The organism is Enterobacter cloacae complex sp. IR5402, assembly GCF_049238125.1.
Classification (GTDB): domain Bacteria; phylum Pseudomonadota; class Gammaproteobacteria; order Enterobacterales; family Enterobacteriaceae; genus Enterobacter; species Enterobacter hormaechei_C.
In genome coordinates this window covers 56,448-82,017 of sequence record NZ_JBMKHO010000017.1, presented here as the reverse complement: position 1 = coordinate 82,017, position 25,570 = coordinate 56,448, and the positions used below count along the sequence as shown (strand labels likewise).

Genomic DNA, 25,570 nt, shown 5'->3' with positions numbered 1-25,570 from the left:
AAGTGAGCGGGAGATATGTTGTTATAGGAACATTCAGGGTTGTTATTTGATGCAATTCTATCAGTTGGCAACGTTATGTTTTGTTACCTCCCGCAAAAAAATGCAATCCACATTAATTTGCAGTCTGGATTGTGATGCAAATAGCATTTTCGTATGGGTGGGGTGGAGTGAGTGCGGCCTGATGCCCCCTCACCCTAACCCTCTCCCCAAAGGGGAGAGGGAACTTGAACACCCTCTCCCCTTTGGGGAGAGGGCAGGGTGAGGGATGGTGTTGGTTTTTAACGGCGACGATAGTTCTTCTGCGCCGTATTCACCTTATACAGATAGCGGCGGGATTCCGCAGACGGGTGGCGGGTGGTGAGGGTAGCGTACACATCCCCCGGCGCCATGCTGTTGATGATGTTCGCGGCCTGCACTTTGTCATTCGAGAAGACGCGCAGCACGCTGCCCGCCCCGCCGTTGTAGGCGGTGATCACCGCATAGCGACGTGAGGTTGGGTTATCAATCCCGCCGAGATAGACATTGTTCAGCATCGCCAGATAGGCCGTGCCGGTATCAATGTTGCTCTGCGGGTCAAACAGGTAGCTGCGGCTCGGCGTGCCGGATTTCCCCTGCGCGCGGAACACGTCTTTACCGGCGCTGTGCTGCACAACCTGCATCAGCCCCAGCGCGTCGGAACGGCTTACCGCGTAGGGGTTGAACGAGGACTCGGTCTGCATAATCGCCAGGATCAGCGACTCATCCACGCCATACTTACGCGACGCCTGACGCACCATGCCCAGATACTTATGCGCACGCTTGTCGAGGTGGTTTGGCACCAGGTTGATGGTGACGCTGTAGATCACTTTCAGGCCGTTGGTACGGCTTTTCAGGCGCGTTTGCAGCAGATAGTCGGCAAATTTTGTGGCGCGGCCTTCCCAGCGGATCGGCTGACCGGTCTGGTCAACGACCTGGCCATACAGGAACGGCTCTTTGGAGATGGTGATGTCATCGGCATCAGAATAGAGGTCGATAGACCCCGGATCGTCGCCCATCAGCAGGGTTTTAATGATGGCCTGACGTAAATGCGCCGCAGGTTCAGTCCCCGCGATGGTTTCAACCGTAATCGTACCGTCATCAAAGTTGATGTGGCTACGGGTCTGATAGGCGTCGGTGTACTTAACGTAGTCCTTCGGTCCGGCAATAAGAACTTCGTTAAATCCCCATATGTTCTCGATGTTGTGGGCAAACTGCCCCATCAAAATGTCAAAACCGTTGGTGTCCTTGACCCAGGCTTCGTTGTATTCATCGCCTTTTTTGGAAGAACAAGACACAAGCAACGGCGCAACAAGGGCTAGCGCTAAAAGTTTTTTCATCATTCCGGGAGTGCGTGTTGTGTTTGCTTTGGGGTTGCTGTTGCCGGGTGGCGCTGCGCTTACCCGACCTACAAAACCGTAGGCCCGTGCAAGCGCAGCGCAGCCGGGCAGCAGCTGCGCGTTATTATTTTTCCGGTGGCGTATAGCCTTCGATGTGGACGTCTTTACCCTCGAACAGGAAGTTCACCATCTCCTGCTCCAGCAGTTTGCGGTGTTCCGGGTTCATCATGCTGAGCTTTTTCTCGTTGATCAGCATGGTCTGTTTTTTCTGCCACTGTCCCCAGGCTTCTTTGGAGATCTCGTTGTAAATGCGCTTACCCAGGTCGCCCGGGTAGAGCTGGAAATCCTGGCCTTCAGCGTCGCGCTGTAGGAAAGTACAAAAAATGGTTCTGGCCATACTCATTCCTCTTTGTCTTGCCGATGCTAAACCATTGCACCGACACGTAATTGCTGTAACAGGCGCTCCACGGGAGCCGCCAGCCCGACTGATGGCGGTTGCGCTAAGTTATACCAGAGAGCGGTGCCTTCATCCATGCACGACGTGAATGAGGACACGGGAAGCCACATCGGCACAATGTCCAGATGGAAATGGCTGAAGGTATGACGGAACGCGTTGAGTTGCGTCAGGGTTTCGGCCGCAATGCCGCGCTGTTCAAGCCATGCCCGAAGCGAGGCTTCATCCTCAAACTGTGGGAAGCAGTATAGACCACCCCACAGGCCACTCGGCGGGCGCTGAGCGAGAAACACCTCGTCGCCATGCTGCATCAGCAGCATGTACCCGGTGCGTTCAGGCAGCGTCTGCTTCGGTTTTTTCCCCGGATACTGCGCCCAGGTGTGGTTCGCATAGGCCACGCAGAGGTTGTTTACCGGGCAGAGTTCGCACTTCGGTTTTGAACGGGTACAGACCATCGCGCCCAGATCCATCATCGCCTGGTTAAAACGCTCCACCCCTTTCGCCGGAGTGACCGCTTCACTGATCTCCCACAGGTGTTTCTCAACCTCTTTCTTACCCGGCCAGCCATCTACGGCGTAGCAGCGTGCGAGCACGCGCTTGACGTTGCCGTCGAGAATAGGGAAATGTTTGCCTAAAGAGAGGGAGAGGATTGCGCCTGCGGTCGAACGCCCGACGCCGGGCAAATCCGCCACCTCGTCGAAGGTTTCCGGGAATTTACCGTTGTGGCGCGTCGCGACCTGCTGTGCGGCCTTGTGCAGGTTGCGCGCGCGGGCGTAATAGCCAAGCCCGGTCCACAGGTGCAGCACCTCGTCCAACGGGGCGTTCGCCAGATCGGTAACTGTCGGGAAGCGCGCCATAAAACGCTCGAAGTAAGGAATGACCGTCGCGACCTGCGTTTGTTGCAACATCACCTCGGAGAGCCATACTTTGTACGGCGTTTTTTCAATTTGCCAGGGCAGGGTTTTACGCCCGTATTTGTCGTACCAGTCCAGCACCTGGGCTGAAAATTGAGAGGCTTGCATGGTCATCGATTCGCTTAATCAGGGACGCAGATTGCAGCACAGCGTCAATCTGCTGTAAACCGGATCTTTCCCATGCTTGCATAGAAGCCTTAACTTTGGATAATGCCCGTTTCCCGAACATTCTCACAAGCAGACAACTCTTTTATGAAAAACGACGTCATTTCACCGGAATTTGATGAAAACGGTCGCCCGCTGCGCCGTATTCGCAGCTTTGTCCGCCGTCAGGGGCGCCTGACAAAAGGGCAGCAACACGCGCTGGACAACTACTGGCCGGTGATGGGCGTTGAGTTCAGCGAGCAACCGCTCGACTTCACCGACCTGTTTGGCCGCGACGCGCCAGTGACCCTGGAGATCGGCTTTGGTATGGGCACCTCGCTGGTCACTATGGCGAAAGCGCGCCCGGAGCAGAACTTCCTCGGTATTGAAGTACATTGGCCGGGCGTCGGCGCGTGCCTGGCAACGGCCCACGAAGAGGGCGTTGAGAACCTGCGCGTGATGTGTCACGACGCGGTGGAAGTGCTGCACAAAATGATTCCTGACAATTCTTTGAACATGGTTCAGCTCTTTTTCCCTGACCCATGGCACAAAGCGCGTCATAATAAACGCCGTATCGTTCAGGCACCGTTTGCCGAGCTGGTGAAAAGTAAGCTCAAGCTGGGCGGCGTTTTCCACATGGCAACCGACTGGGAACCTTATGCGGAACATATGCTGGAAGTGATGTCGTCCCTGGACGGGTATAAAAATCAGTCTGAAAGCAACGACTACGTACCGCGTCCGGATTCACGTCCGGTGACAAAATTTGAACAGCGTGGCCATCGTCTTGGTCACGGCGTATGGGACTTAATGTTCGAGAGGGTGAAATAATGGCAAAGAATCGTAGCCGTCGTCTGCGTAAAAAGATGCACATCGAAGAATTCCAGGAAGTGGGTTTCTCCGTTGCCTGGCGTTTCCCGGAAGGCACCAGCGTTGAGCAGATCGATCAGGACGTTGATGCGTTCATCAACGAGGTGATCGAGCCAAACAAGCTGGCCTTCGACGGTAGCGGCTATCTGGCGTGGGAAGGTCTGATTTGCACCCAGGAAGTGGGGAAATGCACCGAAGAGCATCAGGCGCTGGTACGCAAATGGCTTGAAGACCACAAACTGGAAGATGTCCGCGTTAGCGAACTTTTCGACGTTTGGTGGGACTAATAAAGCAAGAACGGGGCCAGCATTAGCTGGCCCATTTTGTCTGAGGGAGTGTTTAAGATGCGCAAAACGTTGCTGGCTGTTGCTTTACTGGCAATCGGATCCACCGCCCATGCGGAGTATAAATGTAGCGTCACCCCGCGTGATGACGTGGTGCTGAGTCCGCAAACCGTGCAGGTTAAGGGCGAGAATGGCAATCTGGTGATTACGCCGGATGGCAACGTGACCTTTAACGGCAAACCGCAAAACCTGACGGCCGCCCAGCGCGAGCAGGCGATGGACTACCAGGCCGAGTTGCGTACCGCGCTGCCCTGGATCAACGATGGCGCGCTGACCCGCGTTGAAAAGAGCCGCGTGGCGCTGGATAAAATCATCACCAAAGAGGTGGGGGAGAGCAGCAATATGCGCACCCGCCTGACGAAGCTGGATAAGCAGCTGAAAGAGCAGATGAACCGTATTATCGAGACGCGCTCTGATGGCCTGACGTTCCACTATAAGGCGATCGATCAGGTGCGTGCCGACGGTCAGCAGCTGGTGAACCAGGCGATGGGCGGCATTCTCCAGGACAGCATCAACGAGATGGGCGCCAAAGCGGTGCTGAAGGGTGGCGGTAATCCTTTGCAGGGTGTACTGGGTAGTCTGGGCGGACTGCAAACCTCGATTCAGAACGAGTGGAAGAATCAGGAAGCCGATTTCCAGCAGTTCGGCAAAGACGTGTGTAAGCGCGTGGTGTCGCTGGAAGACAGTCGGAAGGCGCTGGTGGGGACGCTGAAGTAATTCACTTAGCCCCTCACCCTAACCCTCTCCCCAAAGGGGCGAGGGAATAGTTTGCGCCCTCACATTAACCCTTTTCCTAAAGGGGCGAGGGGATGTTTGCCCCCTCTCCCTTTCAGGGAGAGGGCCGGGGTGAGGGTTGCAGCGCTTGCAGCGTTTCAAGGATCCTTTCTAACACCGCCTCTTCGTTATTCCAGAGTTCGTTGTTCCAGAATCGAATGACGTGCCAGTCCTTATGGTTTAACCACAATGTCCTTTGTCGATCGTATTCCTGATTTTCATCATGTTGTCCGCCATCCAGCTCAACGGCCAGCCGAGCCGCGCAACAGGCGAAATCCAGAATGTAGTTACCTACCGGGTGCTGTCGGCGAAATTTATAATTTTCGAAACGGCGGCTGCGCAGTAAATACCAAAGCCGTCTTTCTTCCTGTGTCAGCTCGCGTCTGAGCTGCTTTGCGTATGAACGTATTGTTTCCATCCCCACACTCTGCCAGCCTTTCCCTCAGCCAGCAGAACGGGATGTAAAATCCTGAATCAGCCTTCAGGATTTTCAGCGAGGAACAACTCAAGAAGGGAGTTCAGGAACAGCTTGCCGTGCTCGGTGATCTGCCAGGACACATCACACTCGGTCAGATACCCCTGCGCCAGCGCCTCGTCAATCTGCGGGCGAATCACTGACTCCGGCAGCCCGGTATAACGCGTAAATTCCGCGCGCGGAGCGGCTTCCAGCAGACGGAAGCGGTTCATAAAGAACTCAAACGGCTTATCCACCGCCTCGACGTCGTGCTGACGCTCCAGGTAGCGGCCTTCCATATACCCGCGCGGATGACGCGTTTTGGCGGTACGCAGAATGCGTCCGTCCGGGAAGGTCACCTTGCCGTGCGCACCGCAGCCAATTCCGAGATAGTCGCCAAAACGCCAGTAGTTCAGATTGTGCTGACACTGATAGCCCGGCTTCGCATACGCCGACGTTTCGTATTGCTGATATCCCGCCGCGGTCAAAAGCTGGTGGCCCTGCTCGAAGATATCCCACAGCGCGTCGTCGTCCGGCAGCACCGGCGGGCGCGAACCAAACAGGGTGTTCGGTTCAATGGTCAACTGATACCACGACAGATGCGGCGGGTTCAGTTCAATCGCCTGACGCAAATCGTCCAGCGCTTCTTCGAGCGACTGATCCGGCAGGCCGTGCATCAGGTCGAGGTTAAAGCTGCGCAGCCCAAGCCCCGTTGCCAGGTTTGCCGCGCGCTTTGCCTCTTCCGGGCCGTGAATGCGCCCCAGACGCTTCAGCTTTGGCTCGCTAAAGCTCTGCACGCCGATAGAGATACGGTTCACGCCCGCACGCTGGTACTCGACAAAACGGTCGGCCTCAACGGTGCCGGGGTTGGCTTCCATCGTAATTTCAGCATCCGCTGCCAGGTTCAGGCGTGCGCGCACACCGTCCAGCAGCGTCTGCATCGCCGGGCCTGAAAGCAGGCTCGGCGTACCGCCACCAATAAAAATGGTCTTCACTTCACGTCCCTGTGCGTACGGTACATCGGCATCCAGATCGGCCAGCAGATGCGCGACGTAATCATCGTGCGGCACTTCACCCTTCAGCGCGTGCGAGTTGAAATCACAGTACGGACATTTCTGCACGCACCATGGGATGTGAATATAAAGACTCAGAGGCGGCAAATTAGCCATTACGCAGTGCTTCCAGTAACAGTTTCAGGGCGCGTCCACGGTGGGAGATCGCGCTTTTCTCTTCGCGGGTGAGTTCCGCAGCGGTTTTGCCCTCGGTCGGGACAAAGAAAATCGGGTCGTAACCAAAGCCGCCGTTGCCCGCCGCTTCACGGGTGATCACGCCCGGCCAGCTGCCGTGACAGACAATCGGCGTGGGATCTTCCGCGTGACGCATGTAGACCAGCACGCAGTGGAACTGCGCGGTACGCTGTTCGTCAGGAACGTCTTTCAGGGCCACAAGCAGCTTTTCCAGGTTCTGCTGGTCGGTGGCGTCCGGCCCGGAATAGCGGGCGGAGTAAATCCCCGGCGCACCGCCCAGAAAATCCACGGCCAGACCGGAATCATCGGCAATCGCGGGCAGTCCGGTTACCTGCGCCGCATGGCGCGCTTTCAGAATGGCGTTTTCGATAAACGTCAGGCCGGTCTCTTCGGCGGAGTCCACGCCCAGCTCGGTCTGAGCCACCACGTCCAGCCCAAAATCATTTAATAGCGAGGCCAGCTCGCGCACTTTACCGGCGTTACCGGTGGCGAGAACAACTTTCTGCATGGTTTAGTCCTGTTCTGTCAGAGCCGCGACTTCCGTCGGGATAGATTGCGGGTTAAGGATTTTTACCTGTTTATGCCGGCCAAGTTCACCTTTCTCAATGATGACCTGGCTTTTAGCGACGCGAAACTGTTTAGCCAGATATTTGGTCAGATGCGCATTCGCCTGGCCGTCAACCGGCGGGGCCGTGATGGCGACTTTTAGCTCGTCGCCATGCAGCCCAACAATACTGTCGCGGCTGGCTTTCGGCTGAATGTACAGCCGTAAAACCAGCCCGTCGGCGCAGGGGCTAACTGCACTCATAACGCCATCCACAGCCCCGGCAGCAGCATATTACCCGTCGCCTGTAACAGTTCCGCGATACCCATATTCAGCACGTACAGCAGCAGAACGAGAAGCATCGGTGAGAAGTCGATTCCGCCCATCGCAGGCAGCAGGCTACGAATTGGACGCAGCAACGGTTCTGTCAGCTGAATCAACGCGTACTCCACCGGGCTACGGCCCCGGCTTACCCAGCTCATGATCGCCATCACCAGCAGGACCCAGAAGATCAGCGAGCCGACGGTTTTAACCAGGATCAGAACGGCTGAAATCCAGATAATCGGCTGGAAAGTGATGACCATAAACAGCACGATCGCTTTGATAACGCTCAGAATAAACGCCATCAGCAGAGATGAACTGTCAATCGGCCCCATTGCCGGAATGATGCGGCGAAGCGGCCCCACAATGGGCTGCGTGATTTTCACGATAAATTGTGAGAATGGATTGTAAAAATCACAACGGGCCCACTGCATCCAGACGCGCAACAGCAGCGCCATCGTATACAGTTCAATGACCGTTGAAAGCAGGAAAGTCAACGTCTTCATGGCGTTCCTCAGGTTTCCTTATTATTGGGGGTAATCGCGCGCACCGAAAATTGCTGTGCCGATGCGCACCATGGTGCTGCCTGCCGCGATGGCGGCTTCCATATCATCCGACATGCCCAGAGAAAGCGTGTCTACCGTGTCATAGCGCGCTTTAAGCGCCTCAAATGCTACAGCCATTTGCTGTGCTACGGCAAACTGCCTTTCATAACTTGACTCTGGCGCCGGGATAGCCATCAGCCCGCGCAGGGTTAAGCGCGGCAGCGCCGCTACGTCCGCCGCCAGCGCATCCAGTTCGCTCAGCGTAATGCCGGACTTGCTGTTTTCATCGCTGATGTTGATTTGAATTAGCACGTTAAGCGCTGGCATCTCAATAGGGCGCTGGTCGCTCAAACGGGTAGCGATACGCAGACGATCGATGGTGTGACACCAGTCGAAGTGCTCTGCTACCAGACGGCTTTTGTTCGACTGTAGCGGACCGATAAAGTGCCATTGCAGGTCTGCATTTCCCCGTTCCCGGAAAGCGAGAATCTTATCTACGCCTTCCTGCACATAGTTTTCACCAAAGGCACGATGACCGGCGGCTATCGCTTCTGCGATGGCGCTCGCAGGCTTGGTTTTGCTGACTGCAAGCAACGTAATTTCTTCTGGAGCACGGCCGCAACGCGTTGCCGCGGCTGAGATTTTGTCCCGGACCTGTGCCAGGTTATGCGCAATGTCGTTCATTTTCCGAGGAGTAGTCTATGGATGTGGAAGAAATTGTGGCCCTTAGTGTAAAGCATAACGTCTCCGATCTACACCTGTGCAGTGATTCACCTCCGCGCTGGCGCAGGTCAGGCCGTCTTGAACCTGCGCCGTTTCCGCCCCCGGATGTGGAGGCGTTATTAAAAGCGTGGCTCAACGATGAACAGCAGGGCGCCTGGTGGGCAAATGGGCAGGTTGATTTTGCCGTTACCCTCGCAGACTGTCAGCGGCTGCGCGGCAGTGCGTTTAAGCATATGCACGGCGTTTCGATCGCGCTGCGCCTGTTGCCGCTGACGTGCCCGCAGCTCTCTGCGTTAGGTGTGCCGCGAGCGATCCCGGAGCTTTTGTCCAATGACAATGGCCTGATTCTGGTCACCGGCGCCACCGGCAGTGGGAAATCGACCACCCTGGCCGCGATGGTCGATTTCCTCAATCACCAGACGGACGGGCATATTCTGACCCTGGAAGATCCGGTGGAGTTTATGTACCAGAGTGAACGTTGCCTGATCCAGCAGCGGGAGATAGGCCTGCACAGCCCGTCCTTTGCCGAGGCCCTGCGCAGCGCGCTGCGTGAAGATCCGGATGTGATTCTGCTTGGTGAGCTGCGCGACAGCGAGACGATACGCCTGGCGCTGACGGCGGCGGAAACCGGCCATCTGGTGTTGGCCACGCTGCACACGCGCGGTGCGGCGCAGGCGATCGAGCGCCTGGTCGATACCTTTCCGGCGCAGGAGAAAGATCCGGTGCGTAATCAACTGGCGGGAAGCCTGCGTGCGGTTCTGGCGCAGAAGCTGCGTCAGGATGTCCAGGGCGGGCGCGTGGCGCTGTATGAGCTACTGGTGAATACGTCGGCGGCGGCAAACCTGATCCGCGAAGGCAAAACCTGGCAACTGCCGGGCATTATTCAAACGGGGCAGCAGGCGGGGATGCAGAACTTTGAGCAGAGTCTGGCGGAGCGACGGGCGCAGGGGCGGCTGTAGGCCCCGGCGCTCAGTAACCCTGGTCGAAATAGCTTTCGAGGATAATGACGGCTGAAGCTGAATCCACGCTGCCTTTGTTCAACGCCCGGAAGCCACCGTGCTCGAACAGGCCAGCGCGTGCCTCGACGGTGCTCAAACGTTCATCGTGCAGCTTAACGGAGACACCAAAGCGACCATGGATTTTGTTCGCGAACTTGCGCGCGCGGGCGGTAAGCGGCTGCTCGGTGCCGTCCATGTTCAGCGGCAGACCGACAATCACGTCGTCCGGCTGCCACTCTTTGAGCAAGCGCTCAATAAGGTTCCAGTCCGGCGTGCCGTCGTTAGCTTTCAGCGCAGTGAGCGGGCGAGCGGTGCCGGTGATCCGTTGACCCACAGCGACGCCGATGCTTTTGGTGCCGAAGTCGAAGGCGAGAAGGGTGCCGCTCATTACGCGTGCCCCGCAACGCCAGGCATGGTCAGAATATCAATGCCAATCAGTTTTGCCGCGTCACGCCAGCGATCGGCGATAGGGGTTTTAAACAGGATATTCATATCCGCAGGGGCCGTCAGCCAGGCGTTATCCAGAATTTCTTGTTCCAGCTGCCCTTTTTCCCAGGAGGCGTAACCGAGCGCAACCAGCACCTCAGAAGGCTGACTGGCAGTGCCCAGCGTTTCAAGCACATCGCGAGAGGTGGTGACGACGGTGTTATCGGAGATACGAATGCTGGACGAGAAAACCGGCGGGGTATGCAGGATAAAACCACGATCTTCTGCAAGCGGGCCGCCGAGCATCACCGGTTTATCAAGACGGATTTCCGGCAGCCGCGCTTCAGCAGGGATTTTCAGCTTGTCCAGAATCCCTTCAACCTGAAGGTTTTCCAGCGGCTTATTGATGATAATCCCCATCGCGCCGTCTTCGTTGTATTCACAAATATAGACCACGGCGCGGCGGAAAATCGGATCCTGGAGAGCAGGCATGGCAATAAGAAAGTGATGCTGTAAATTCATTGTCAGAGGTACTGTTTCCTGGTTTAAAAAGCGACAGCGCCCAGTATGGGGATAAACACAGGCGCTGTCACAGGTTATTTCTGTAAACGTTTTTCGATAGCGTCCATCAGCATTCCGGTGATCGAGATCGGGAATTCCGCTTCGATTTCACGAATGCAGGTTGGGCTGGTGACGTTCACTTCGGTCAGACGATCGCCGATGATATCGAGGCCAACGAAGATCAGGCCTTTGGCTTTAAGCGTAGGGCCGACGCGGCGGGCAATTTCCCAGTCGCTTTCGCTTAACGGACGCGGTTCGCCACGGCCGCCAGCCGCCAGGTTGCCACGGGTTTCCCCTCCCTGCGGAATACGCGCCAGGCAGTAAGGCACCGGCTCGCCGTCTACGACCAGCACACGCTTGTCGCCGTCTTTAATGGCCGGCAGATAGTTCTGTGCCATACAGTAGCGGGTTCCCAGCTCGGTCAGCGTTTCGGCAATCACGCCAATGTTCGGATCGCCCTCTTTCACCCGGAAGATCGACGCGCCGCCCATGCCGTCCAGGGGTTTCATGATGATGTCGCCGTGCTTCTGCCAGAATTCTTTCAGCTGCGTTTTGCTGCGGGTGACGAGCGTTTCCGGCGTCAGGTCAGAGAACCATGCGGTATAGAGCTTCTCGTTGCAGTCGCGCAGGCTCTGCGGCTTGTTGACGATCAGCGTGCCTTTCTCTTCGGCACGCTCAAGGATATAGGTGGAATAAATGTATTCGGTGTCGAACGGCGGATCTTTACGCATCAGGATGACGTTGAGGTCGGCCAGGGCAATATCCTGCTCGGTACCGAATTCGTACCATTTTTCGTAGTTCTGCTCGACGTTAACGATGCGGGTGCGTGCGCGGGCTTCACCGTTGATCAGGTAAAGATCGTTCATCTCCATGTAGTGGAGTTCATAGCCGCGACGCTGCGCTTCCAGCAGCATAGCGAAGCTGGAGTCTTTCTTGATGTTAATGTTTGCGATGGGGTCCATCACGATGCCGAGCTTAATCATCTTCTTCTCCGGTTATGGGTCTTTGCTTCAACCCAGATCGCCAAATCGCACCTGTAGCGCGGTAATGGCGGTGAGTGCCGTTGTCTCAGTGCGCAGAACGCGAGGTCCCAACAGAATATCAGTAAACTGGTAACGCGCCGTCATGGCAATTTCGTCAGCCGACAGGCCGCCTTCCGGGCCAATCAGCAGGCGTACACGCTCAACGGGCAGCGGCAGCGTATTGATGCTGGCGCTGGCGCGCGGATGAAGATTGAGCTTAAGCCCGCTTTCCTCTTCTGCACACCAGTCCTCCAGATCCATCGCCGGGCGGATCTCCGGGATACGATTGCGGCCGCTCTGTTCGCAGGCCGCAATGGCAATTTTTTGCCACTGCTGGATCTTTTTGTTCAGACGTTCCGCATCCAGTTTAACGCCGCAGCGCTCAGAAAAAAGTGGCGTAATGAGGCTTACACCCAGTTCAATGGATTTCTGAATGGTGAACTCCATCTTTTCCCCACGCGACATCACCTGGCCCAGGTGAATGTGCAGCGGCGATTCCCGGTCATCCACGTCGCCACGCAGCACCTTCACGTGCACGCTTTTTTTATCGGCGCGCGTAATTTCAGCGTCGAAAATCTGATTAGAGCCGTCAAAGAGCTGAATCGCCTGGCCTGCACCCATGCGCAGCACGCGGCCTACATGGTTTGCGGCATCATCAGACAGGGCGATTTCGCCGCCTGGGGTAATCAGTTCAGGGTGATAGATGCGAGGGATGCGCATAGTCAGAAATTCCATGTGTCATGCGATATAAGCGAATTGCCGTAGTGTAGGTTAGCTCTTTTGCGCCTGGCAAGCCCGCTGGACGTAAGGGTTGTGATTCCCCTGGACTTTGGCGATACGTTCGTCGCGCTGGCATTCCCAGTCCGTCACCGGGTAGAGCTTGTCCCAGGCATTGAAGAGCTGCGTCTGCTGGCGGGAAAGATTGAGATCGTAGCGGTCGCGCATATAGAAATAAGTGCGGGCGATGCTACCGCGCGCGCGGGCAGGCGGTTCGGCGACTTTCTCTTTGAAATCGACCTTCATGGCGCACTGACCGTACTGGCCTTCGCCACCGTTCCACTGGCTGTACATGAAGTTTCCGCGGTCGCCATTGACCTCACCCACGGCGGGTTGCAGGTTGTGCATATCGCTTTCCATCTGGCGGTAGACCGGATCTTTTGCGCAATTTTTACGTCCACCGTCCTGCCAGCACTGGCGCTGGTGGCCAAACTGCCAGGCCGGAACGACGTGTTCCCATTCGATTCGGCTGGCGCGGTTCTCGTTCTTGCGCACCTTATAGCCGCAGGATCCCAGATCCACGACCCCTTTCTTACCCTGCCAGTTAATTTTACAGCCGCAGTAGAAATCACCCGGTACGTCGGCGTTAATCTTTACGCCTGCGGTTTTTGCCTGAGAGAAACTGTGAATACCGTCGGCCAGAGCATGGCCGGAGAGCGCTGTCGCCAGAAAAGCGACCGCGAGAGAAACATTACGGGACATCTTACACTCCGTGTCAAAACGAGCCCGCAACGTAACGAATGTTGTTCCCGTATGCAATCAGTCAGATCAGGAAAGTTCCTGAAAGTTCGCGTGATTATTCCGCAACCAGCGGTTCGCCGCATTTAACGCAGCGGTAGGTCGCCTCGCCCCGCACTACGCGGTTATGGCGGCGGACGGTAAGCTGGTGCTGCTGGCACTGGCAGCGGTAGGGGAAGGTATTGCGGCGTACCGATTCCAGCTCGAACTGATGGGTGCGACGGGCCGGAACGCCGAGCACCGCCTCCATCATCCACTTCCACTCTTTGCCGTGCGGCGCGACGCGGCCAAAGTGCTTCCACACCAGCAGATGCGCCAGCTCGTGCGGCACCACTTCTTCGATAAACGCCTGCTGATTTTCCATCATCAACACCGGGTTGAGGCGGATCTCATACGATTCCAGCCAGGCGGTACCTGCCGCGGTGCCACGCTGCTGATAGACCAGCTTCGGTTCAGGATAATTGCGGCCGAGCTTCAGGTTGGCCTGGGCGAGTTTTTCCCGCAGGCTGCGCATAACGGCTTGCTGAATGGCGATGGGGAGACGGGGTGCTTTCATAGGGGCAGAGCATAAAGCGGGAAGCGGGGAGGCGCAAGAGGCGCCTCCCGCAGGAGGATCAGTCGTGTGCGCCGATTTCGCGCAGAGGACGACCTTTCATCAGGTTACGTTCAATGTGTTCCAGTGAAACATGTTTGGTTTCAGGAACCAGCCAGATAGTGAGAACAATAAAGAACAGGTTCAGACCGGCGTAGACCCAGAAGGTGTTGGCATTACCCAGAGTATTAAGCATGGTCAGGAACGTTGCGCCGACGATCATGTTGGCAATCCAGTTGGTCGCGGTAGAGCAGGTGATGCCAAAATCACGTCCTTTCAGCGGCTGGATCTCAGAGCACAGCACCCAAATCAGCGGACCGGCGCTCATCGCAAACCCAATGATAAACATCAGCAGCATCGCCACGGCGAAGTACTGTGCCGTTGGGGAGTGAATGCCCATGTGCATCATGGTACCCAGCACGCCCATCCCGACGGCCATCACCAGGAAGCCCAGCGTCAGGGTTGGCTTACGTCCCCAGCGGTCCACCAGGCCGATAGCGATAAAGGTCGCCAGCACGTTGGTCAGGCCGACGATCACGGTGCCCCACATCTGCTCGGTGGTGTTGGTGTAGCCCGCCAGTTCGAAGATTTTCGGCGCGTAATACATGATGACGTTCATCCCGGTGAACTGTTGCATGATCTGTAACAGCACGCCGAGGAACACCGCGCGGCGGAAGTTGCTGTTCTCTTTGAACAGCGCCCAGCCGGACTGTTTGACCTTCAGGCTTTCGCGGATCTCTTCCAGCTCGTTTTTGGCTTCGGCGCTGGTATCACGCAGGCGTAAGAGCACGCGTTCGGCATCATGGAAGCGGCGTTTGGCGGCAAACCAGCGCGGACTGTCCGGCAGGAAGAAGACGCCAATCAGCAGCAGGATGGCAGGAATGATGATGACGCCCAGCATCCAGCGCCATGCGCCGCTGTAGCTGAAGGCGGTATCGGAGAGATAAGCCCCCAGAATACCGATGGTGATCATCAGCTGATACATGGAAATCATGCTGCCGCGGATTTTTTCCGGAGCGATTTCAGACAGGTACAGCGGGGCAGTATAAGACGCCACGCCCACTGCCAGACCGAGCAGCACGCGGGAGATGATCAGCACTTCAACATTAGGCGCAGCGGCAGAGAACAGTGAGCCGGCAACGAAGAGGATCGCGCCAATCATCAGGCTCTTTTTACGCCCGAGCTTAAAGGAGAGCCAGCCGCTGCCGACCGCGCCGACGGCGGCACCGAACATCATGGAGCTAACCACCCATTCCTGAGTATGTGCGCTAATCTGGAACTCATCGGTGATGAAAGGTAATGCACCGGCAATTACGCCAATATCCAGGCCAAAGAGTAATCCTGCCAGAGCGGCGAGGAAGCAGACGAAGAACGTCATTGCCTTATTGGACGTACGCCCCTGTTTATTATTGTCAGGCATTATGCCCTCCAGTTGGGTTATCAGTTTTTACGATATTAAGAGTAGGTGAGCGGCTCATAAAAATATGTGAGTCAAATCACAACGGTGTAATCGGTTACACTGGCTTGTAACCGTAAAAATAATTAAAGCTTTGAAAATATAGAGGTAAATTAATTGATGTGCATCGCGTTTGCACAAATTTCAGACTTAACTGAAAGGGAATGTAACAGCAGAAGAAATGCGATCATGCAAAGAGAATATTCTGAAAGCGGGGTATAGAGAGTGAGGTGTAAACGGTTCCAAACATTGTCGGGTGGCTGCTGCGCCTTACCCGGCCTACAAAAACTCACTACCCGTAGGTCGGGTAAGGCATAGCCGCCACCCGACATAAAAAAGGCCAGCACAAAGGCTGGCCTGTTTAAGCTGCTGGCAGTCGATTATTTCAGACCGGCAGCATCACGCAGCAGGGCGGCTTTGTCGGTTTTTTCCCATGGGAAATGTTCGCGACCAAAGTGACCGTACGCTGCAGTTTCCTGGTAGATTGGGTGCAGCAGATCCAGCATCTGAATCAGACCGTATGGACGCAGGTCGAAGAACTCACGCACCAGCAGGGTCAGCTGTTCAGAAGGCACTTTTTCAGTACCGAAGGTTTCCACCATGATGGAGGTTGGCTCAGCCACGCCGATGGCGTAGGAAACCTGAATTTCACAGCGGTCAGCCAGACCGGCAGCAACGATGTTTTTCGCCACATAACGTGCAGCGTACGCGGCAGAACGGTCAACTTTAGACGGATCTTTACCGGAGAATGCGCCGCCGCCGTGACGTGCCATGCCGCCGTAGGTATCTACGATGATTTTACGACCGGTCAGACCGCAGTCACCCATTGGGCCGCCGATAACAAAGCGTCCGGTTGGGTTGATGAAGAATTTGGTCGCAGAGCTCAGCCATTCAGTTGGCAGAACCGGCTTGATGATCTCTTCCATCACCGCTTCTTGCAGGGATTTCTGGTCAATCTCTTCAGCATGCTGCGTGGAAAGAACCACGGCATCGATACCGACGATTTTCCCGTCGTCATACTGGAAGGTCACCTGGCTTTTCGCATCCGGACGCAGCCACGGCAGGGTGCCGTTTTTACGTACTTCAGCCTGACGCTGCACCAGACGGTGTGCGTAGGTCACCGGCGCTGGCATCAGCACGTCGGTTTCGTTGGTTGCGTAGCCGAACATCAGGCCCTGGTCGCCCGCGCCCTGTTCCAGCGGATCGGCACGGTCAACGCCCTGGTTGATGTCCGGAGACTGTTTGCCAATCGCGCTCAGTACGGCGCAGGAGTTGGCATCAAAGCCCATATCAGAATGTACATAACCGATCTCACGCACCGTGTTACGGGTGATCTCTTCGATATCAACCCATGCGCTGGTGGTGATCTCACCGCCAACCAGAACCATGCCGGTTTTGACATAGGTTTCACACGCTACGCGCGCCTTTGGATCCTGCGCGAGGATCGCATCCAGCACCGCATCGGAGATTTGGTCAGCAATTTTATCAGGATGTCCTTCTGATACGGACTCGGACGTAAACAGGTGTTTTGCCATGTTTTATTTCACCTAAGAGGAATTTGGTTAGCTCAAGCTGCTGTGTGGAATAGCCATAGGAGATAATTCTACCAAGGCCTACAGGATTTTGACACTGGCAGTCTGAGTGTTAATCGGTATGGATGGATTAACATCTGGACGTCTATTTTAGGTCACTTCTTCACCCGATTTCCAGTTTTTTTTGACTCACCTCTCATTGCGTTGAAAACGCTGCTGGAAATTTTTCCTGACGACGCTGGCAACCTGCGCATTTTTGTTTTGCTTTTTAGCGACCTTCTCGGTATAAAACGCGGCGCGCGGCTCATATAAAATAAGCGCTCGATGAACACATCGTGTCGCCACTTCCAGCCGGGTTAAGCAGTGAACTTTTAGCTTTGGCTTGTGGTCCGTTTCAGCAGAGGCGGCCGTGGAGGTGATACCAGATAATGAACCATCGTTTTCCGCTCATTCAGCGCAGCCGTTCTGGCGCGCATTTGATTCCCACCCGCACTTCTGGTCTAAACACCTGCCGATGTTATACCCATCTCGGTGCTTCTCAGGATTCCAGAGCCGGTCACGCTTTGTGAAAACTGAACAAGGGCGCTCTTGTTAATACAGGAGTTTTCTCGTGGTTTCGCCGAACCTTGTCATACAGAGTTCGGATACGTGTTTTACAATGATATGAATAAGAAACCGGTCGCACGGTCTGGATTTCAGCATACTCTGCTGGGAAATGGAGCCGTTAATGGGTTGTTATCGCCGTATAACGCTGCGATAGTAGTCAACTGTTTTACACTTAATACAAAGAGTTGAGGTTCGCTATGTCTGACGACATGTCTTCGCTTTCGCCTTCGTCAGCAGGCGAACAGGGTGTACTACGTTCTATGCAGGAGGTTGCGATGAGCTCCCAGGAAGCCAGCAAGATGCTGCGCACTTACAATATTGCCTGGTGGGGCAATAACTACTACGACGTTAACGAGCTGGGCCACATCAGTGTCTGCCCGGATCCGGACGTCCCGGAAGCGCGCGTGGATCTCGCTAAACTGGTGAAAACCCGTGAAGCGCAGGGTCAGCGCTTGCCTGCACTGTTCTGCTTCCCGCAGATCCTGCAACATCGCCTGCGTTCTATTAACGCCGCGTTCAAACGCGCGCGGGAATCGTATGGTTATAACGGCGACTATTTCCTCGTTTACCCGATCAAGGTCAACCAGCACCGTCGCGTGATTGAGTCCCTGATCCACTCCGGCGAGCCGCTGGGCCTGGAAGCAGGCTCTAAAGCGGAGCTGATGGCGGTTCTGGCGCACGCGGGCATGACCCGGTCGGTGATCGTCTGTAACGGCTATAAAGATCGCGAATACATTCGTCTGGCATTAATTGGCGAGAAGATGGGCCACAAGGTCTATCTGGTGATCGAGAAGATGACCGAAATCGCGATCGTGCTGGAAGAGGCCGAGCGTCTGAACGTGATCCCACGCCTTGGCGTGCGTGCGCGACTGGCGTCGCAGGGTTCCGGTAAATGGCAGTCTTCCGGCGGTGAAAAATCCAAGTTCGGCCTCGCGGCGAACCAGGTGCTTCAGCTGGTGGAAATTCTACGCGAGCGCGGTCGTCTGGACAGCATTCAGCTGCTGCACTTCCACCTCGGCTCGCAGATGGCCAACATTCGCGACATCGCCACCGGCGTGCGTGAATCGGCACGTTTCTACGTTGAGCTGCATAAGCTCGGCGTGAATATTCAGTGCTTTGACGTGGGCGGCGGCCTGGGCGTGGACTACGAAGGGACCCGCTCGCAGTCTGACTGTTCGGTAAACTATGGCCTGAACGAATATGCCAACAACATCATCTGGGCGATTGGCGATGCCTGCGAAGAGCACGGCCTGCCGCACCCGACGGTGATCACCGAATCCGGCCGCGCGGTCACGGCGCACCATACGGTACTGGTCTCTAACATCATTGGCGTTGAGCGTAGCGAAATCACCGAAGCCACGCCTCCGGCAGACGATGCCCCACGTTCCCTGCAAAGCATGTGGGAAACCTGGCAGGAGATGCACGAGCCGGGCACGCGTCGTTCCCTGCGCGAATGGCTGCACGACAGCCAGATGGACCTGCACGATATTCACGTCGGCTACTCGTCAGGCACATTCAGCCTGCAAGAGCGCGCGTGGGCCGAGCAGCTCTACCTGAATATGTGCCACGAAGTGCAGAAACAGCTCGACCCGAGCAACCGCGCGCACCGTCCGATTATCGACGAGTTGCAGGAGCGTATGGCGGACAAAATGTACGTCAACTTCTCCCTGTTCCAGTCGATGCCGGATGCCTGGGGTATCGACCAGCTATTCCCGGTTCTGCCGCTGGAAGGGCTGAACCACGCCCCGGAACGCCGCGCCGTGCTGCTGGACATCACCTGTGACTCTGACGGCGCGATTGACCATTACGTTGACGGTGACGGTATCGCAACGACGATGCCAATGCCGGAGTACGATCCGGAGAACCCGCCAATGCTGGGCTTCTTTATGGTGGGGGCGTATCAGGAGATCCTCGGCAACATGCACAACCTGTTCGGTGATACCGAAGCGGTTGACGTGTTTGTCTTCCCTGACGGCAGCGTGGAGGTTGAGCTGTCCGACGAAGGGGACACCGTGGCGGACATGCTCGAATACGTTCAGCTGGATCCGAAAAAACTGCTCACCCAGTTCCGCGATCAGGTGAAAAACACCGGTCTGGACGATGCCTTGCAGCAGCAGTTCCTGGAAGAGTTTGAAGCGGGTCTGTACGGGTACACCTACCTGGAAGATGAGTAGGTAAACTCCCTCTCCCCGTGGGAGAGGGGCGGGGTGAGGGCAACAGACCGCACAATGCCCTATACTCACTTGAACCCGTATGAATTAACGGCGATAATTCGCCCCAATTAGCGATTTACGAATCAATCCCTTCCTCGTCGGGTTTAACGACGCGGAGGGGATTTTTTTTCATCTGTTTTTAATGTATCGACTTTATAAGAGGTCAGGACATGAGCACTTTAGGTCATCAGTACGATAACTCTCTGGTATCTAACGCGTTTGGTTTTTTACGCCTTCCGATGAACTTCCAGCCGTACGACAGCGATGCGGACTGGGTGATCACCGGCGTACCGTTCGACATGGCAACGTCCGGTCGCGCGGGTGGTCGTCATGGTCCGGCGGCGATCCGTCAGGTTTCCACTAACCTGGCCTGGGAGCACAACCGCTTCCCGTGGAACTTCGACATGCGCGAGCGCCTGAACGTGGTGGACTGCGGCGATCTGGTGTACGCCTTCGGCGACGCGCGTGAGATGAGCGAAAAATTGCAGGCACACGCCGAGAAGCTGCTGGCGGCCGGTAAACGCATGCTCTCCTTCGGCGGTGACCACTTCGTGACCCTGCCGCTGCTGCGCGCCCACGCGAAGCACTTCGGTAAAATGGCGCTGGTGCACTTCGATGCGCACACCGACACCTACGCGAACGGCTGCGAGTTCGACCACGGCACCATGTTCTACACCGCGCCGAAGGAAGGCCTGATCGATCCGAACCACTCGGTGCAGATCGGCATCCGCACCGAGTTTGACAAAGACAACGGCTTCACCGTACTCGACGCGGGCCAGGTGAACGATCGCGGCGTGGACGATATTCTGGCTCAGGTTAAGCAGATCGTCGGCGACATGCCTGTCTATCTGACCTTCGACATCGACTGCCTGGATCCGGCATTCGCACCGGGTACCGGTACGCCGGTGATCGGCGGCCTGACATCAGACCGCGCCATCAAACTGGTGCGCGGCCTGAAGGATCTGAACATCGTCGGGATGGACGTGGTGGAAGTGGCTCCGGCCTATGACCAGTCCGAGATCACCGCGCTGGCCGCGGCGACCCTGGCGCTGGAAATGCTCTATATCCAGGCGGCGAAAAAAGGCGAATAAGCCTTACGCGCTGATTGCTGCTGCGCGCCGCATGCGCAGCAGCAACATTCCCCCGGCAAGCAGGGTGATAACCTGCGAAACGACCAGCACCGAAAAGCCTGAACTGACCGACCCCACCGATCTCATCACCATCCCCATCAGCAGCGGAATAAACGCCGCGCAGATATTGCCGATCCCATTGATTATGCCGTAAGCGCTGCCCACCGCTTCCCGCGCGGCGTGATGCTGGATCACCGCCGGAATAGCCGCCCCCTGTAGCCCCCAGAAGACATTAGCCGAAAGCATAAACAGCGCCAGCCAGGCAGGCTGATGGCTGAGCATCAGCGCGACCACGGACAGCGCCGTCATCGCCCCGCCCACCACAAACAGCACCGGTGCCTGTTCCGGACGCATTTTGTCGAGCAGCACGCCGCCCAGAAACTTTGACCCCAGGCTGAGCAGGAAGGGGATCGCCGCAAGCCAGCCCGTGGCATGCAGCGAGAAATGATGCTCGTCGCGCAGCCACGCGGGCAGCCAGGCGCTGCTCCCCCAGAGATAGCTCAGGGTGGCGATTTCAACCACCATGATCCAGCCCAGCAGCGGCGTCTGCCAGGCCAGCGTGAAGGTGTGGACAAACCCCGGTTTTTTCGCGGTCGGGAGCTTGCGCGGCGCGGGCAGAAAACGCCAGATTAAGCTGCCCCCGAGGAGAAGGTTGATTGCCGCCAGTGCATAAAACGATCCGGCCCAGCCCAGATGCGACATCAGCCAGGTCACCAGCGGAAAGCCCACGGCCAGCCCGAGCGAGACGCCCAGCGCGGTCACGGCGTTGGGTTTACCGATCTCTTGCGCGCTAAAGTTATCGCTGATAAAGCGCGTTTTCAGCGAAAATAGCGGACCCTCCGCGATCCCCAGAATCACGCGGGCGATGAGCATTCCCGTCAGCGAGCCGAGCAAAGGCGAAACCGCGCAGACCGCGGCCCAAATCGCAATGCTGCTTAATAATCCCTGCCGATAATGAAGTTTGCTTTCAATAACCGGCGTTAATAATAGAGCGGAAAAACCATAACCCAGAAGAAAGCAGGTCATGAGCATACCCTGTAACATTCTGTTTTCATTTAACTGAAAATGTTCGGCAAATTCCGGGTTTAAAATCATTACCGAGATATTTACCCGATCGACGTACGAAATAATAATGAGTAATAAAAGCGCAATCGTGCCTTGCCATCTTGCCGTCATCATGTCCGCCTTACGTTTTTTGTAACTTATATTTTTCATCAATGTGATTGTCACGGAGCTAAAATGGTTCACCTGTGAAACTCTTTGTTTAGTAAAGATAAATTAAAAATGAGTTTCACAGGTGAAACGCGAAAGAGGTGACGTTCATTTATTTTTAAAGAGTAAAAAGAAAGGAAGTCAATATCTTTTATTCAAAATAAGAGGCCATTAAAAAAACGTATTTCTCACGCTGCAATAATGAAAATTTCATATCGCTGCATTTTTTCGTGATCCCTTGCACACTTAGTTAATTAATTGCTGATCGATTAACAAATTCGTCACATTGTCGCTTGACGAAACATTCATCGCTTTTATATTGACCGTATTAAATAAGAAACAGAGTTTCATATATGAAACAAAAGCCTGGAGGATCGTGATGAGCTGGATAGGCGTATGTGACGCAGAGCAAGTACAGGAAGATTTCCCTTTTAGCGGCAACGTCGACGGTAAAGAGATCGGCGTTTACCTGATCGACGGTGAATATTACGCGCTGGAGGACGTATGCCCGCACGCCTATGCCCTGCTGAGTCAGGGGTTCGTGGAAGACGGCAAGGTGGAATGCCCGCTGCACGAGGCGGTGTTCGACGTCAAAACCGGCCAGTGTCTGCACGGCCCCGGAGGACGCAACCTCAACCGATACCCGGTTCGGGTCTTTGAAAACCAGATTCAGATTACCTTCGTTGAGGAGACCGTGGCATGAGCGACACGCTGAACTACAACCCGGCGCTGCCGGAAAGCCGCCAGTTTACCCCGCCGGCAGAGGGCGGTAATGGCGCCATTCACAAGCCGGGCGAGTACCAGAACCTGATCTGGCAGACCCGCAGCCGCGAGCCGGAAAGCTGGGAAGTGAAGCTGATTGCGACGCTGGAAGATCTCTTCGAGCAGGGCGTTGAAACTCTGCCGGAGCTGGTAAGCGGGCTGAACGCGGTGCGTATGCACGACCAGCAGGGCGAGCCGTGGAGCGACGCCAGTTTCCAGGCATTCTTACAGGTTAACGGCTACTGAGGGCAACGTGATGACGACGACCGTACAACATTATCTGGATAAAGGTCTGCGCGGCCTCTGGTATCCGGTGCTGGCGAGCTGGGAAGTGCAGTCTGCGCCGGTGGGCATCACCCGCCTGGGCGAGCAGATTGTGGTCTGGCGCAATAAAGATGGCCAGGTTCAGGCGCTGGAGGACCGCTGCCCGCACCGCGGCGCGCGCCTGTCGATGGGCTGGAACCTCGGGGACCGCATTGCCTGCTGGTATCACGGCGTAGAGGTGGCGGGCAACGGCGAAGTGAAAGACGTGCCCGCCGTAGATAAATGTCCGCTGGTCGGCCAGCAGTGCGTACGCAGCTATAACGTGCAGGAGGCGCACGGCGCCATCTTCCTCTGGTTTGGCGTCACCGCGGACCAGCAGCCGGACGAGCTGACCTTCCCGGACGAGCTCGCCGATACGGACAGCTTCAGCAACTTCCTCTGCACCGCCGCGTGGAAATGCAATTACCAGTACGCGCTGGAAAACGTGATGGACCCGATGCACGGCACCTATCTGCACTCCTCGTCGCACTCGATGGCGGAAGGGGATCGCAAGGCCGACATGGTGCTCCAGCCGACCAAAACCGGTTTTATTTTCGAGAAGAAAGGGCAGAGCGGCGTCAATTTTGACTGGGTGGAGCTGGGCAACAGCGGCACCTGCTGGATGCGCCTCTCCATTCCGTACAAGAAGCGCTTCGGGCCGGGCGGCCACTTCTTTATCGTCGGCATGGTGGTGCCGGAAGATAACGACAACTGCCGCGTCTTCTTCTGGCGCATTCGCCGGGTGCAGGGCTGGCAGCGCGATATGTGGCGTTTCATGTACCGCAACCGTCTGGAAAAACTGCACTGGGAAGTGCTGGAGCAGGACCGCGTGGTGCTGGAAAGCCTGGCGCCAAACGCGCGCGATCATGAGTACCTGTATCAGCACGACGTCGGTCTTTCGCGCCTGCGCCGCATGATGCAAAAGGCCGCCAAAGAGCAGCTGGCGATGCGTGAAGCACAGCAGGGAGCCGCCTGATGAACGGGCTGCTGAGCGGCAAGCGCATCGTCATAACCGGCGCCGCGCGCGGGCTGGGCTTTCACTTTGCCAAAGCCTGCGCGGAGCAGGGCGCGGCGGTGGTGATGTGCGACATCCTGAAGGGCGAGCTGGCCGAAAGCGCCCACGCCCTGAGCGAGCGGGGCTATGCGATCGAACCGCACGTTATCGATCTGGCCGATCCACAGTCCATTGAGCAGGTGTTCAGCGCCATTGGCGAGCAGGGTCAGATCGATGGCCTGGTGAACAACGCGGCGATGGCGACGGGCGTCGGCGGCAAAAACATGCTCGATTACGATCCGGATCTCTGGGATCGGGTGATGAGCGTCAATGTCAAAGGCACCTGGCTGGTGACGCGCGCCGCCGTGCCGCTGCTGCGTGAAGGGGCGGGCATTGTGAACGTGGCGTCCGACACCGCGCTGTGGGGCGCGCCGCGCCTGATGGCCTACGTCGCCAGCAAGGGGGCCGTCATTGCCATGACCCGATCAATGGCGCGCGAACTGGGTGAAAAGCGTATACGCATTAATGCCATCGCGCCGGGGTTAACCCGCGTCGAGGCGACGGAATATGTCCCCGCCGAACGGCATCAGCTCTACGAAAACGGACGCGCGTTAACCGGCGCGCAGCAGCCGGAAGATGTCACCGGCAGCGTGGTCTGGCTGCTAAGCGATCTGTCTCGGTTCATCACCGGACAGCTGATCCCGGTCAACGGCGGTTTTGTCTTTAACTAAGGTAGGGCGATGATGGCAAACGATCAGGAAGTGAAGTATCTGGTGCCGGGGCTGGAGCGCGGTTTACAGCTGCTGTTGGCCTTTGGCGAGCAGCATCGCGATCTGACTTTTGCCGAGCTGCACCGGCTGGTGGATATGCCGAAGGCGACCGCCTATCGCGTGGTGCAGACGCTGGAGTACATGGGCTTTCTGGAGCGCAACACGCGCACCAATACCTTTTCGCTGGGCATGAACGTGCTGCGTCTTGGCTTTGAGTACATCGCCTCGCTGGACGTGGCGCAGGTCGGCCAGCCGGTGATCGAGCAACTGCGCGACGTGAGCCAGTGCAGCAGCCATCTGGCGATCCGCGACGGGCGCGACATTATATACATCGCCCGCGTCAGCGCCGCCGGGTCGCGTATCAACCAGGTCAGCATTGGTACCCGTCTGCCGGTGCACTGTACCTCGCTGGGCCGCATGCTGTTGACCGATATTTCCCGCGCTGATTTCGAACAGCTGTTCCCGCATGAGCGTCTGCCGGGCAACACGCCGGGGCAGCTTCACGACCGTGAAGCCCTGTGGCAGATGGTGCAGCAGGACAAAGCCCGCGGGTATGTCATCGGCGAATCCTTCTTCCGCCACGGCATCTCTTCCATCGTCTACCCGGTGTATGACCGAAGCGGCCGCGTGGCGGCGGTAGTCAGCATTCTGGTGCCGTCGGAGGAGATCCCGCAGAGCGACCGCGAGCGCCTGCAAAACGAGGTTCGCCTTGCGGCGGATAAAATTTCTGGCTTCTTAGGGTATCTATCACAGGCCAGTTAAATCAGTGAGTTAACGCCAGGCGCTTGACTG

General features: G+C 56.6%; 31 protein-coding genes. 13 read left to right on the top strand and 18 right to left on the bottom strand.

Going from position 1 to position 25,570, the window contains the following annotated elements:
• Window positions 1-278 precede the first annotated feature (278 nt).
• The 3 genes from mltC to mutY form a co-directional block, all read right to left on the bottom strand.
• Window positions 279-1,355, bottom strand: coding sequence for a membrane-bound lytic murein transglycosylase MltC (mltC, locus tag ACOTXL_RS20925; protein ID WP_003862427.1), 1,077 nt, complete (start codon window positions 1,353-1,355; stop codon window positions 279-281).
• A gap of 124 nt (window positions 1,356-1,479) precedes the next feature.
• Window positions 1,480-1,752, bottom strand: coding sequence for an oxidative damage protection protein (locus ACOTXL_RS20920; protein ID WP_003862425.1), 273 nt, complete (start codon window positions 1,750-1,752; stop codon window positions 1,480-1,482).
• A 26-nt stretch (window positions 1,753-1,778) separates the two neighbouring features.
• Window positions 1,779-2,831 carry an A/G-specific adenine glycosylase gene (mutY, locus tag ACOTXL_RS20915; RefSeq protein WP_003862424.1) on the bottom strand — a complete coding sequence of 351 codons (1,053 nt, stop codon included), beginning with the start codon at window positions 2,829-2,831 and terminating at the stop codon, window positions 1,779-1,781.
• A gap of 144 nt (window positions 2,832-2,975) precedes the next feature.
• Between mutY and trmB the strand changes: the two genes are divergently transcribed.
• The 3 genes from trmB to ACOTXL_RS20900 are packed head-to-tail and all read left to right on the top strand — an operon-like array spanning window position 2,976 to window position 4,795.
• Window positions 2,976-3,695: a tRNA (guanosine(46)-N7)-methyltransferase TrmB gene (gene trmB / locus ACOTXL_RS20910; RefSeq protein ID WP_410031838.1), complete on the top strand. Its 720-nt coding sequence runs from the start codon at window positions 2,976-2,978 to the stop codon at window positions 3,693-3,695.
• Window positions 3,695-4,021 carry a YggL family protein gene (locus tag ACOTXL_RS20905; protein WP_003862421.1) on the top strand — a complete coding sequence of 109 codons (327 nt, stop codon included), beginning with the start codon at window positions 3,695-3,697 and terminating at the stop codon, window positions 4,019-4,021. Before trmB ends, ACOTXL_RS20905 begins: the two co-directional genes overlap by 1 nt.
• 57 nt (window positions 4,022-4,078) lie before the next feature.
• Window positions 4,079-4,795: a DUF2884 domain-containing protein gene (locus ACOTXL_RS20900; protein ID WP_003862419.1), complete on the top strand. Its 717-nt coding sequence runs from the start codon at window positions 4,079-4,081 to the stop codon at window positions 4,793-4,795.
• Window positions 4,796-4,907: 112 nt separating this feature from the next.
• Here the strand turns inward: ACOTXL_RS20900 and ACOTXL_RS20895 are convergent, their stop codons facing one another.
• Genes ACOTXL_RS20895 through ACOTXL_RS20870 form a run of 6 tightly spaced genes read right to left on the bottom strand, consistent with a single transcriptional unit; the run spans window position 4,908 to window position 8,647 of the window.
• The gene (locus ACOTXL_RS20895; protein ID WP_022651832.1) at window positions 4,908-5,270 is read right to left on the bottom strand and encodes an endonuclease domain-containing protein; all 363 of its coding nucleotides are present in this window, start codon (window positions 5,268-5,270) and stop codon (window positions 4,908-4,910) included.
• Window positions 5,271-5,326: 56 nt separating this feature from the next.
• Window positions 5,327-6,475 carry a radical SAM family heme chaperone HemW gene (hemW, locus tag ACOTXL_RS20890; protein WP_045332868.1) on the bottom strand — a complete coding sequence of 383 codons (1,149 nt, stop codon included), beginning with the start codon at window positions 6,473-6,475 and terminating at the stop codon, window positions 5,327-5,329.
• Window positions 6,468-7,061: an XTP/dITP diphosphatase gene (locus ACOTXL_RS20885; protein WP_022651831.1), complete on the bottom strand. Its 594-nt coding sequence runs from the start codon at window positions 7,059-7,061 to the stop codon at window positions 6,468-6,470. Before ACOTXL_RS20885 ends, hemW begins: the two co-directional genes overlap by 8 nt.
• Window positions 7,062-7,064: 3 nt before the next feature.
• The gene (yggU, locus tag ACOTXL_RS20880; RefSeq protein WP_003860023.1) at window positions 7,065-7,361 is read right to left on the bottom strand and encodes a DUF167 family protein YggU; all 297 of its coding nucleotides are present in this window, start codon (window positions 7,359-7,361) and stop codon (window positions 7,065-7,067) included.
• On the bottom strand, window positions 7,358-7,924 hold the full coding sequence (locus tag ACOTXL_RS20875) for a YggT family protein (protein WP_003860024.1): 567 nt from the start codon (window positions 7,922-7,924) through the stop codon (window positions 7,358-7,360). The genes yggU and ACOTXL_RS20875 overlap by 4 nt, the downstream gene beginning before the upstream one ends.
• Window positions 7,925-7,945: 21 nt before the next feature.
• Window positions 7,946-8,647 (bottom strand): YggS family pyridoxal phosphate-dependent enzyme, encoded by a 702-nt coding sequence (locus ACOTXL_RS20870; RefSeq protein WP_032610102.1) that lies wholly within the window; start codon window positions 8,645-8,647, stop codon window positions 7,946-7,948.
• A gap of 17 nt (window positions 8,648-8,664) precedes the next feature.
• On the opposite strand from ACOTXL_RS20870, the gene ACOTXL_RS20865 reads away from it, so the two are divergent.
• Window positions 8,665-9,645 (top strand): type IV pilus twitching motility protein PilT, encoded by a 981-nt coding sequence (locus ACOTXL_RS20865; protein WP_045350805.1) that lies wholly within the window; start codon window positions 8,665-8,667, stop codon window positions 9,643-9,645.
• A gap of 10 nt (window positions 9,646-9,655) precedes the next feature.
• Here the strand turns inward: ACOTXL_RS20865 and ruvX are convergent, their stop codons facing one another.
• The 8 genes from ruvX to metK all read right to left on the bottom strand — a co-directional run bounded on the left by ruvX (window position 9,656) and on the right by metK (window position 16,791).
• Window positions 9,656-10,072, bottom strand: coding sequence for a Holliday junction resolvase RuvX (gene ruvX, locus ACOTXL_RS20860; protein WP_003860030.1), 417 nt, complete (start codon window positions 10,070-10,072; stop codon window positions 9,656-9,658).
• Window positions 10,072-10,632, bottom strand: a complete 561-nt coding sequence (locus tag ACOTXL_RS20855) for a YqgE/AlgH family protein (protein WP_003860031.1) — start codon at window positions 10,630-10,632, stop codon at window positions 10,072-10,074. The genes ruvX and ACOTXL_RS20855 overlap by 1 nt, the downstream gene beginning before the upstream one ends.
• 74 nt (window positions 10,633-10,706) lie before the next feature.
• Entirely contained in the window at window positions 10,707-11,654 is a 948-nt protein-coding gene (gene gshB, locus ACOTXL_RS20850; protein WP_003860032.1) for a glutathione synthase, read from the bottom strand.
• Between the two features lie 27 nt (window positions 11,655-11,681).
• On the bottom strand, window positions 11,682-12,413 hold the full coding sequence (gene rsmE, locus ACOTXL_RS20845) for a 16S rRNA (uracil(1498)-N(3))-methyltransferase (protein WP_003860033.1): 732 nt from the start codon (window positions 12,411-12,413) through the stop codon (window positions 11,682-11,684).
• Between the two features lie 51 nt (window positions 12,414-12,464).
• Window positions 12,465-13,172 (bottom strand): deoxyribonuclease I, encoded by a 708-nt coding sequence (endA, locus tag ACOTXL_RS20840; RefSeq protein WP_003860034.1) that lies wholly within the window; start codon window positions 13,170-13,172, stop codon window positions 12,465-12,467.
• A 94-nt stretch (window positions 13,173-13,266) separates the two neighbouring features.
• Complete coding sequence (locus ACOTXL_RS20835; RefSeq protein WP_003860035.1) at window positions 13,267-13,764, bottom strand: SprT family zinc-dependent metalloprotease; 498 nt, start codon at window positions 13,762-13,764, stop codon at window positions 13,267-13,269.
• 58 nt (window positions 13,765-13,822) lie between these two features.
• The gene (gene galP / locus ACOTXL_RS20830; protein WP_015571832.1) at window positions 13,823-15,220 is read right to left on the bottom strand and encodes a galactose/proton symporter; all 1,398 of its coding nucleotides are present in this window, start codon (window positions 15,218-15,220) and stop codon (window positions 13,823-13,825) included.
• A 416-nt stretch (window positions 15,221-15,636) separates the two neighbouring features.
• Window positions 15,637-16,791, bottom strand: coding sequence for a methionine adenosyltransferase (gene metK / locus ACOTXL_RS20825; protein ID WP_003860037.1), 1,155 nt, complete (start codon window positions 16,789-16,791; stop codon window positions 15,637-15,639).
• Window positions 16,792-17,216: 425 nt separating this feature from the next.
• Between metK and ACOTXL_RS20820 the strand changes: the two genes are divergently transcribed.
• The 4 genes from ACOTXL_RS20820 to speB all read left to right on the top strand — a co-directional run bounded on the left by ACOTXL_RS20820 (window position 17,217) and on the right by speB (window position 20,698).
• Window positions 17,217-17,357, top strand: a complete 141-nt coding sequence (locus ACOTXL_RS20820) for a hypothetical protein (RefSeq protein ID WP_418235904.1) — start codon at window positions 17,217-17,219, stop codon at window positions 17,355-17,357.
• A gap of 94 nt (window positions 17,358-17,451) precedes the next feature.
• Complete coding sequence (gene yqgB, locus ACOTXL_RS20815) at window positions 17,452-17,583, top strand: acid stress response protein YqgB (RefSeq protein ID WP_057979949.1); 132 nt, start codon at window positions 17,452-17,454, stop codon at window positions 17,581-17,583.
• Between the two features lie 8 nt (window positions 17,584-17,591).
• Entirely contained in the window at window positions 17,592-19,568 is a 1,977-nt protein-coding gene (gene speA, locus ACOTXL_RS20810) for a biosynthetic arginine decarboxylase (protein WP_017382922.1), read from the top strand.
• A gap of 209 nt (window positions 19,569-19,777) precedes the next feature.
• Window positions 19,778-20,698 carry an agmatinase gene (gene speB, locus ACOTXL_RS20805; RefSeq protein ID WP_017382921.1) on the top strand — a complete coding sequence of 307 codons (921 nt, stop codon included), beginning with the start codon at window positions 19,778-19,780 and terminating at the stop codon, window positions 20,696-20,698.
• A gap of 3 nt (window positions 20,699-20,701) precedes the next feature.
• Here the strand turns inward: speB and ACOTXL_RS20800 are convergent, their stop codons facing one another.
• Complete coding sequence (locus ACOTXL_RS20800; protein WP_045332930.1) at window positions 20,702-21,913, bottom strand: MFS transporter; 1,212 nt, start codon at window positions 21,911-21,913, stop codon at window positions 20,702-20,704.
• Between the two features lie 415 nt (window positions 21,914-22,328).
• Between ACOTXL_RS20800 and ACOTXL_RS20795 the strand changes: the two genes are divergently transcribed.
• From ACOTXL_RS20795 to ACOTXL_RS20775, 5 genes are read left to right on the top strand one after another with little or no spacing between them, the layout of a single operon-like run.
• The gene (locus ACOTXL_RS20795) at window positions 22,329-22,652 is read left to right on the top strand and encodes a Rieske (2Fe-2S) protein (protein WP_003860044.1); all 324 of its coding nucleotides are present in this window, start codon (window positions 22,329-22,331) and stop codon (window positions 22,650-22,652) included.
• Window positions 22,649-22,957: a recombinase-like helix-turn-helix domain-containing protein gene (locus ACOTXL_RS20790; RefSeq protein WP_003860045.1), complete on the top strand. Its 309-nt coding sequence runs from the start codon at window positions 22,649-22,651 to the stop codon at window positions 22,955-22,957. The genes ACOTXL_RS20795 and ACOTXL_RS20790 overlap by 4 nt, the downstream gene beginning before the upstream one ends.
• A gap of 10 nt (window positions 22,958-22,967) precedes the next feature.
• Entirely contained in the window at window positions 22,968-23,990 is a 1,023-nt protein-coding gene (locus ACOTXL_RS20785; protein WP_003860047.1) for an aromatic ring-hydroxylating oxygenase subunit alpha, read from the top strand.
• Window positions 23,990-24,739 carry an SDR family oxidoreductase gene (locus ACOTXL_RS20780; protein WP_003860050.1) on the top strand — a complete coding sequence of 250 codons (750 nt, stop codon included), beginning with the start codon at window positions 23,990-23,992 and terminating at the stop codon, window positions 24,737-24,739. The genes ACOTXL_RS20785 and ACOTXL_RS20780 overlap by 1 nt, the downstream gene beginning before the upstream one ends.
• 12 nt (window positions 24,740-24,751) lie before the next feature.
• Complete coding sequence (locus ACOTXL_RS20775; protein ID WP_003860053.1) at window positions 24,752-25,540, top strand: IclR family transcriptional regulator; 789 nt, start codon at window positions 24,752-24,754, stop codon at window positions 25,538-25,540.
• Window positions 25,541-25,570: the final 30 nt, after the last annotated feature.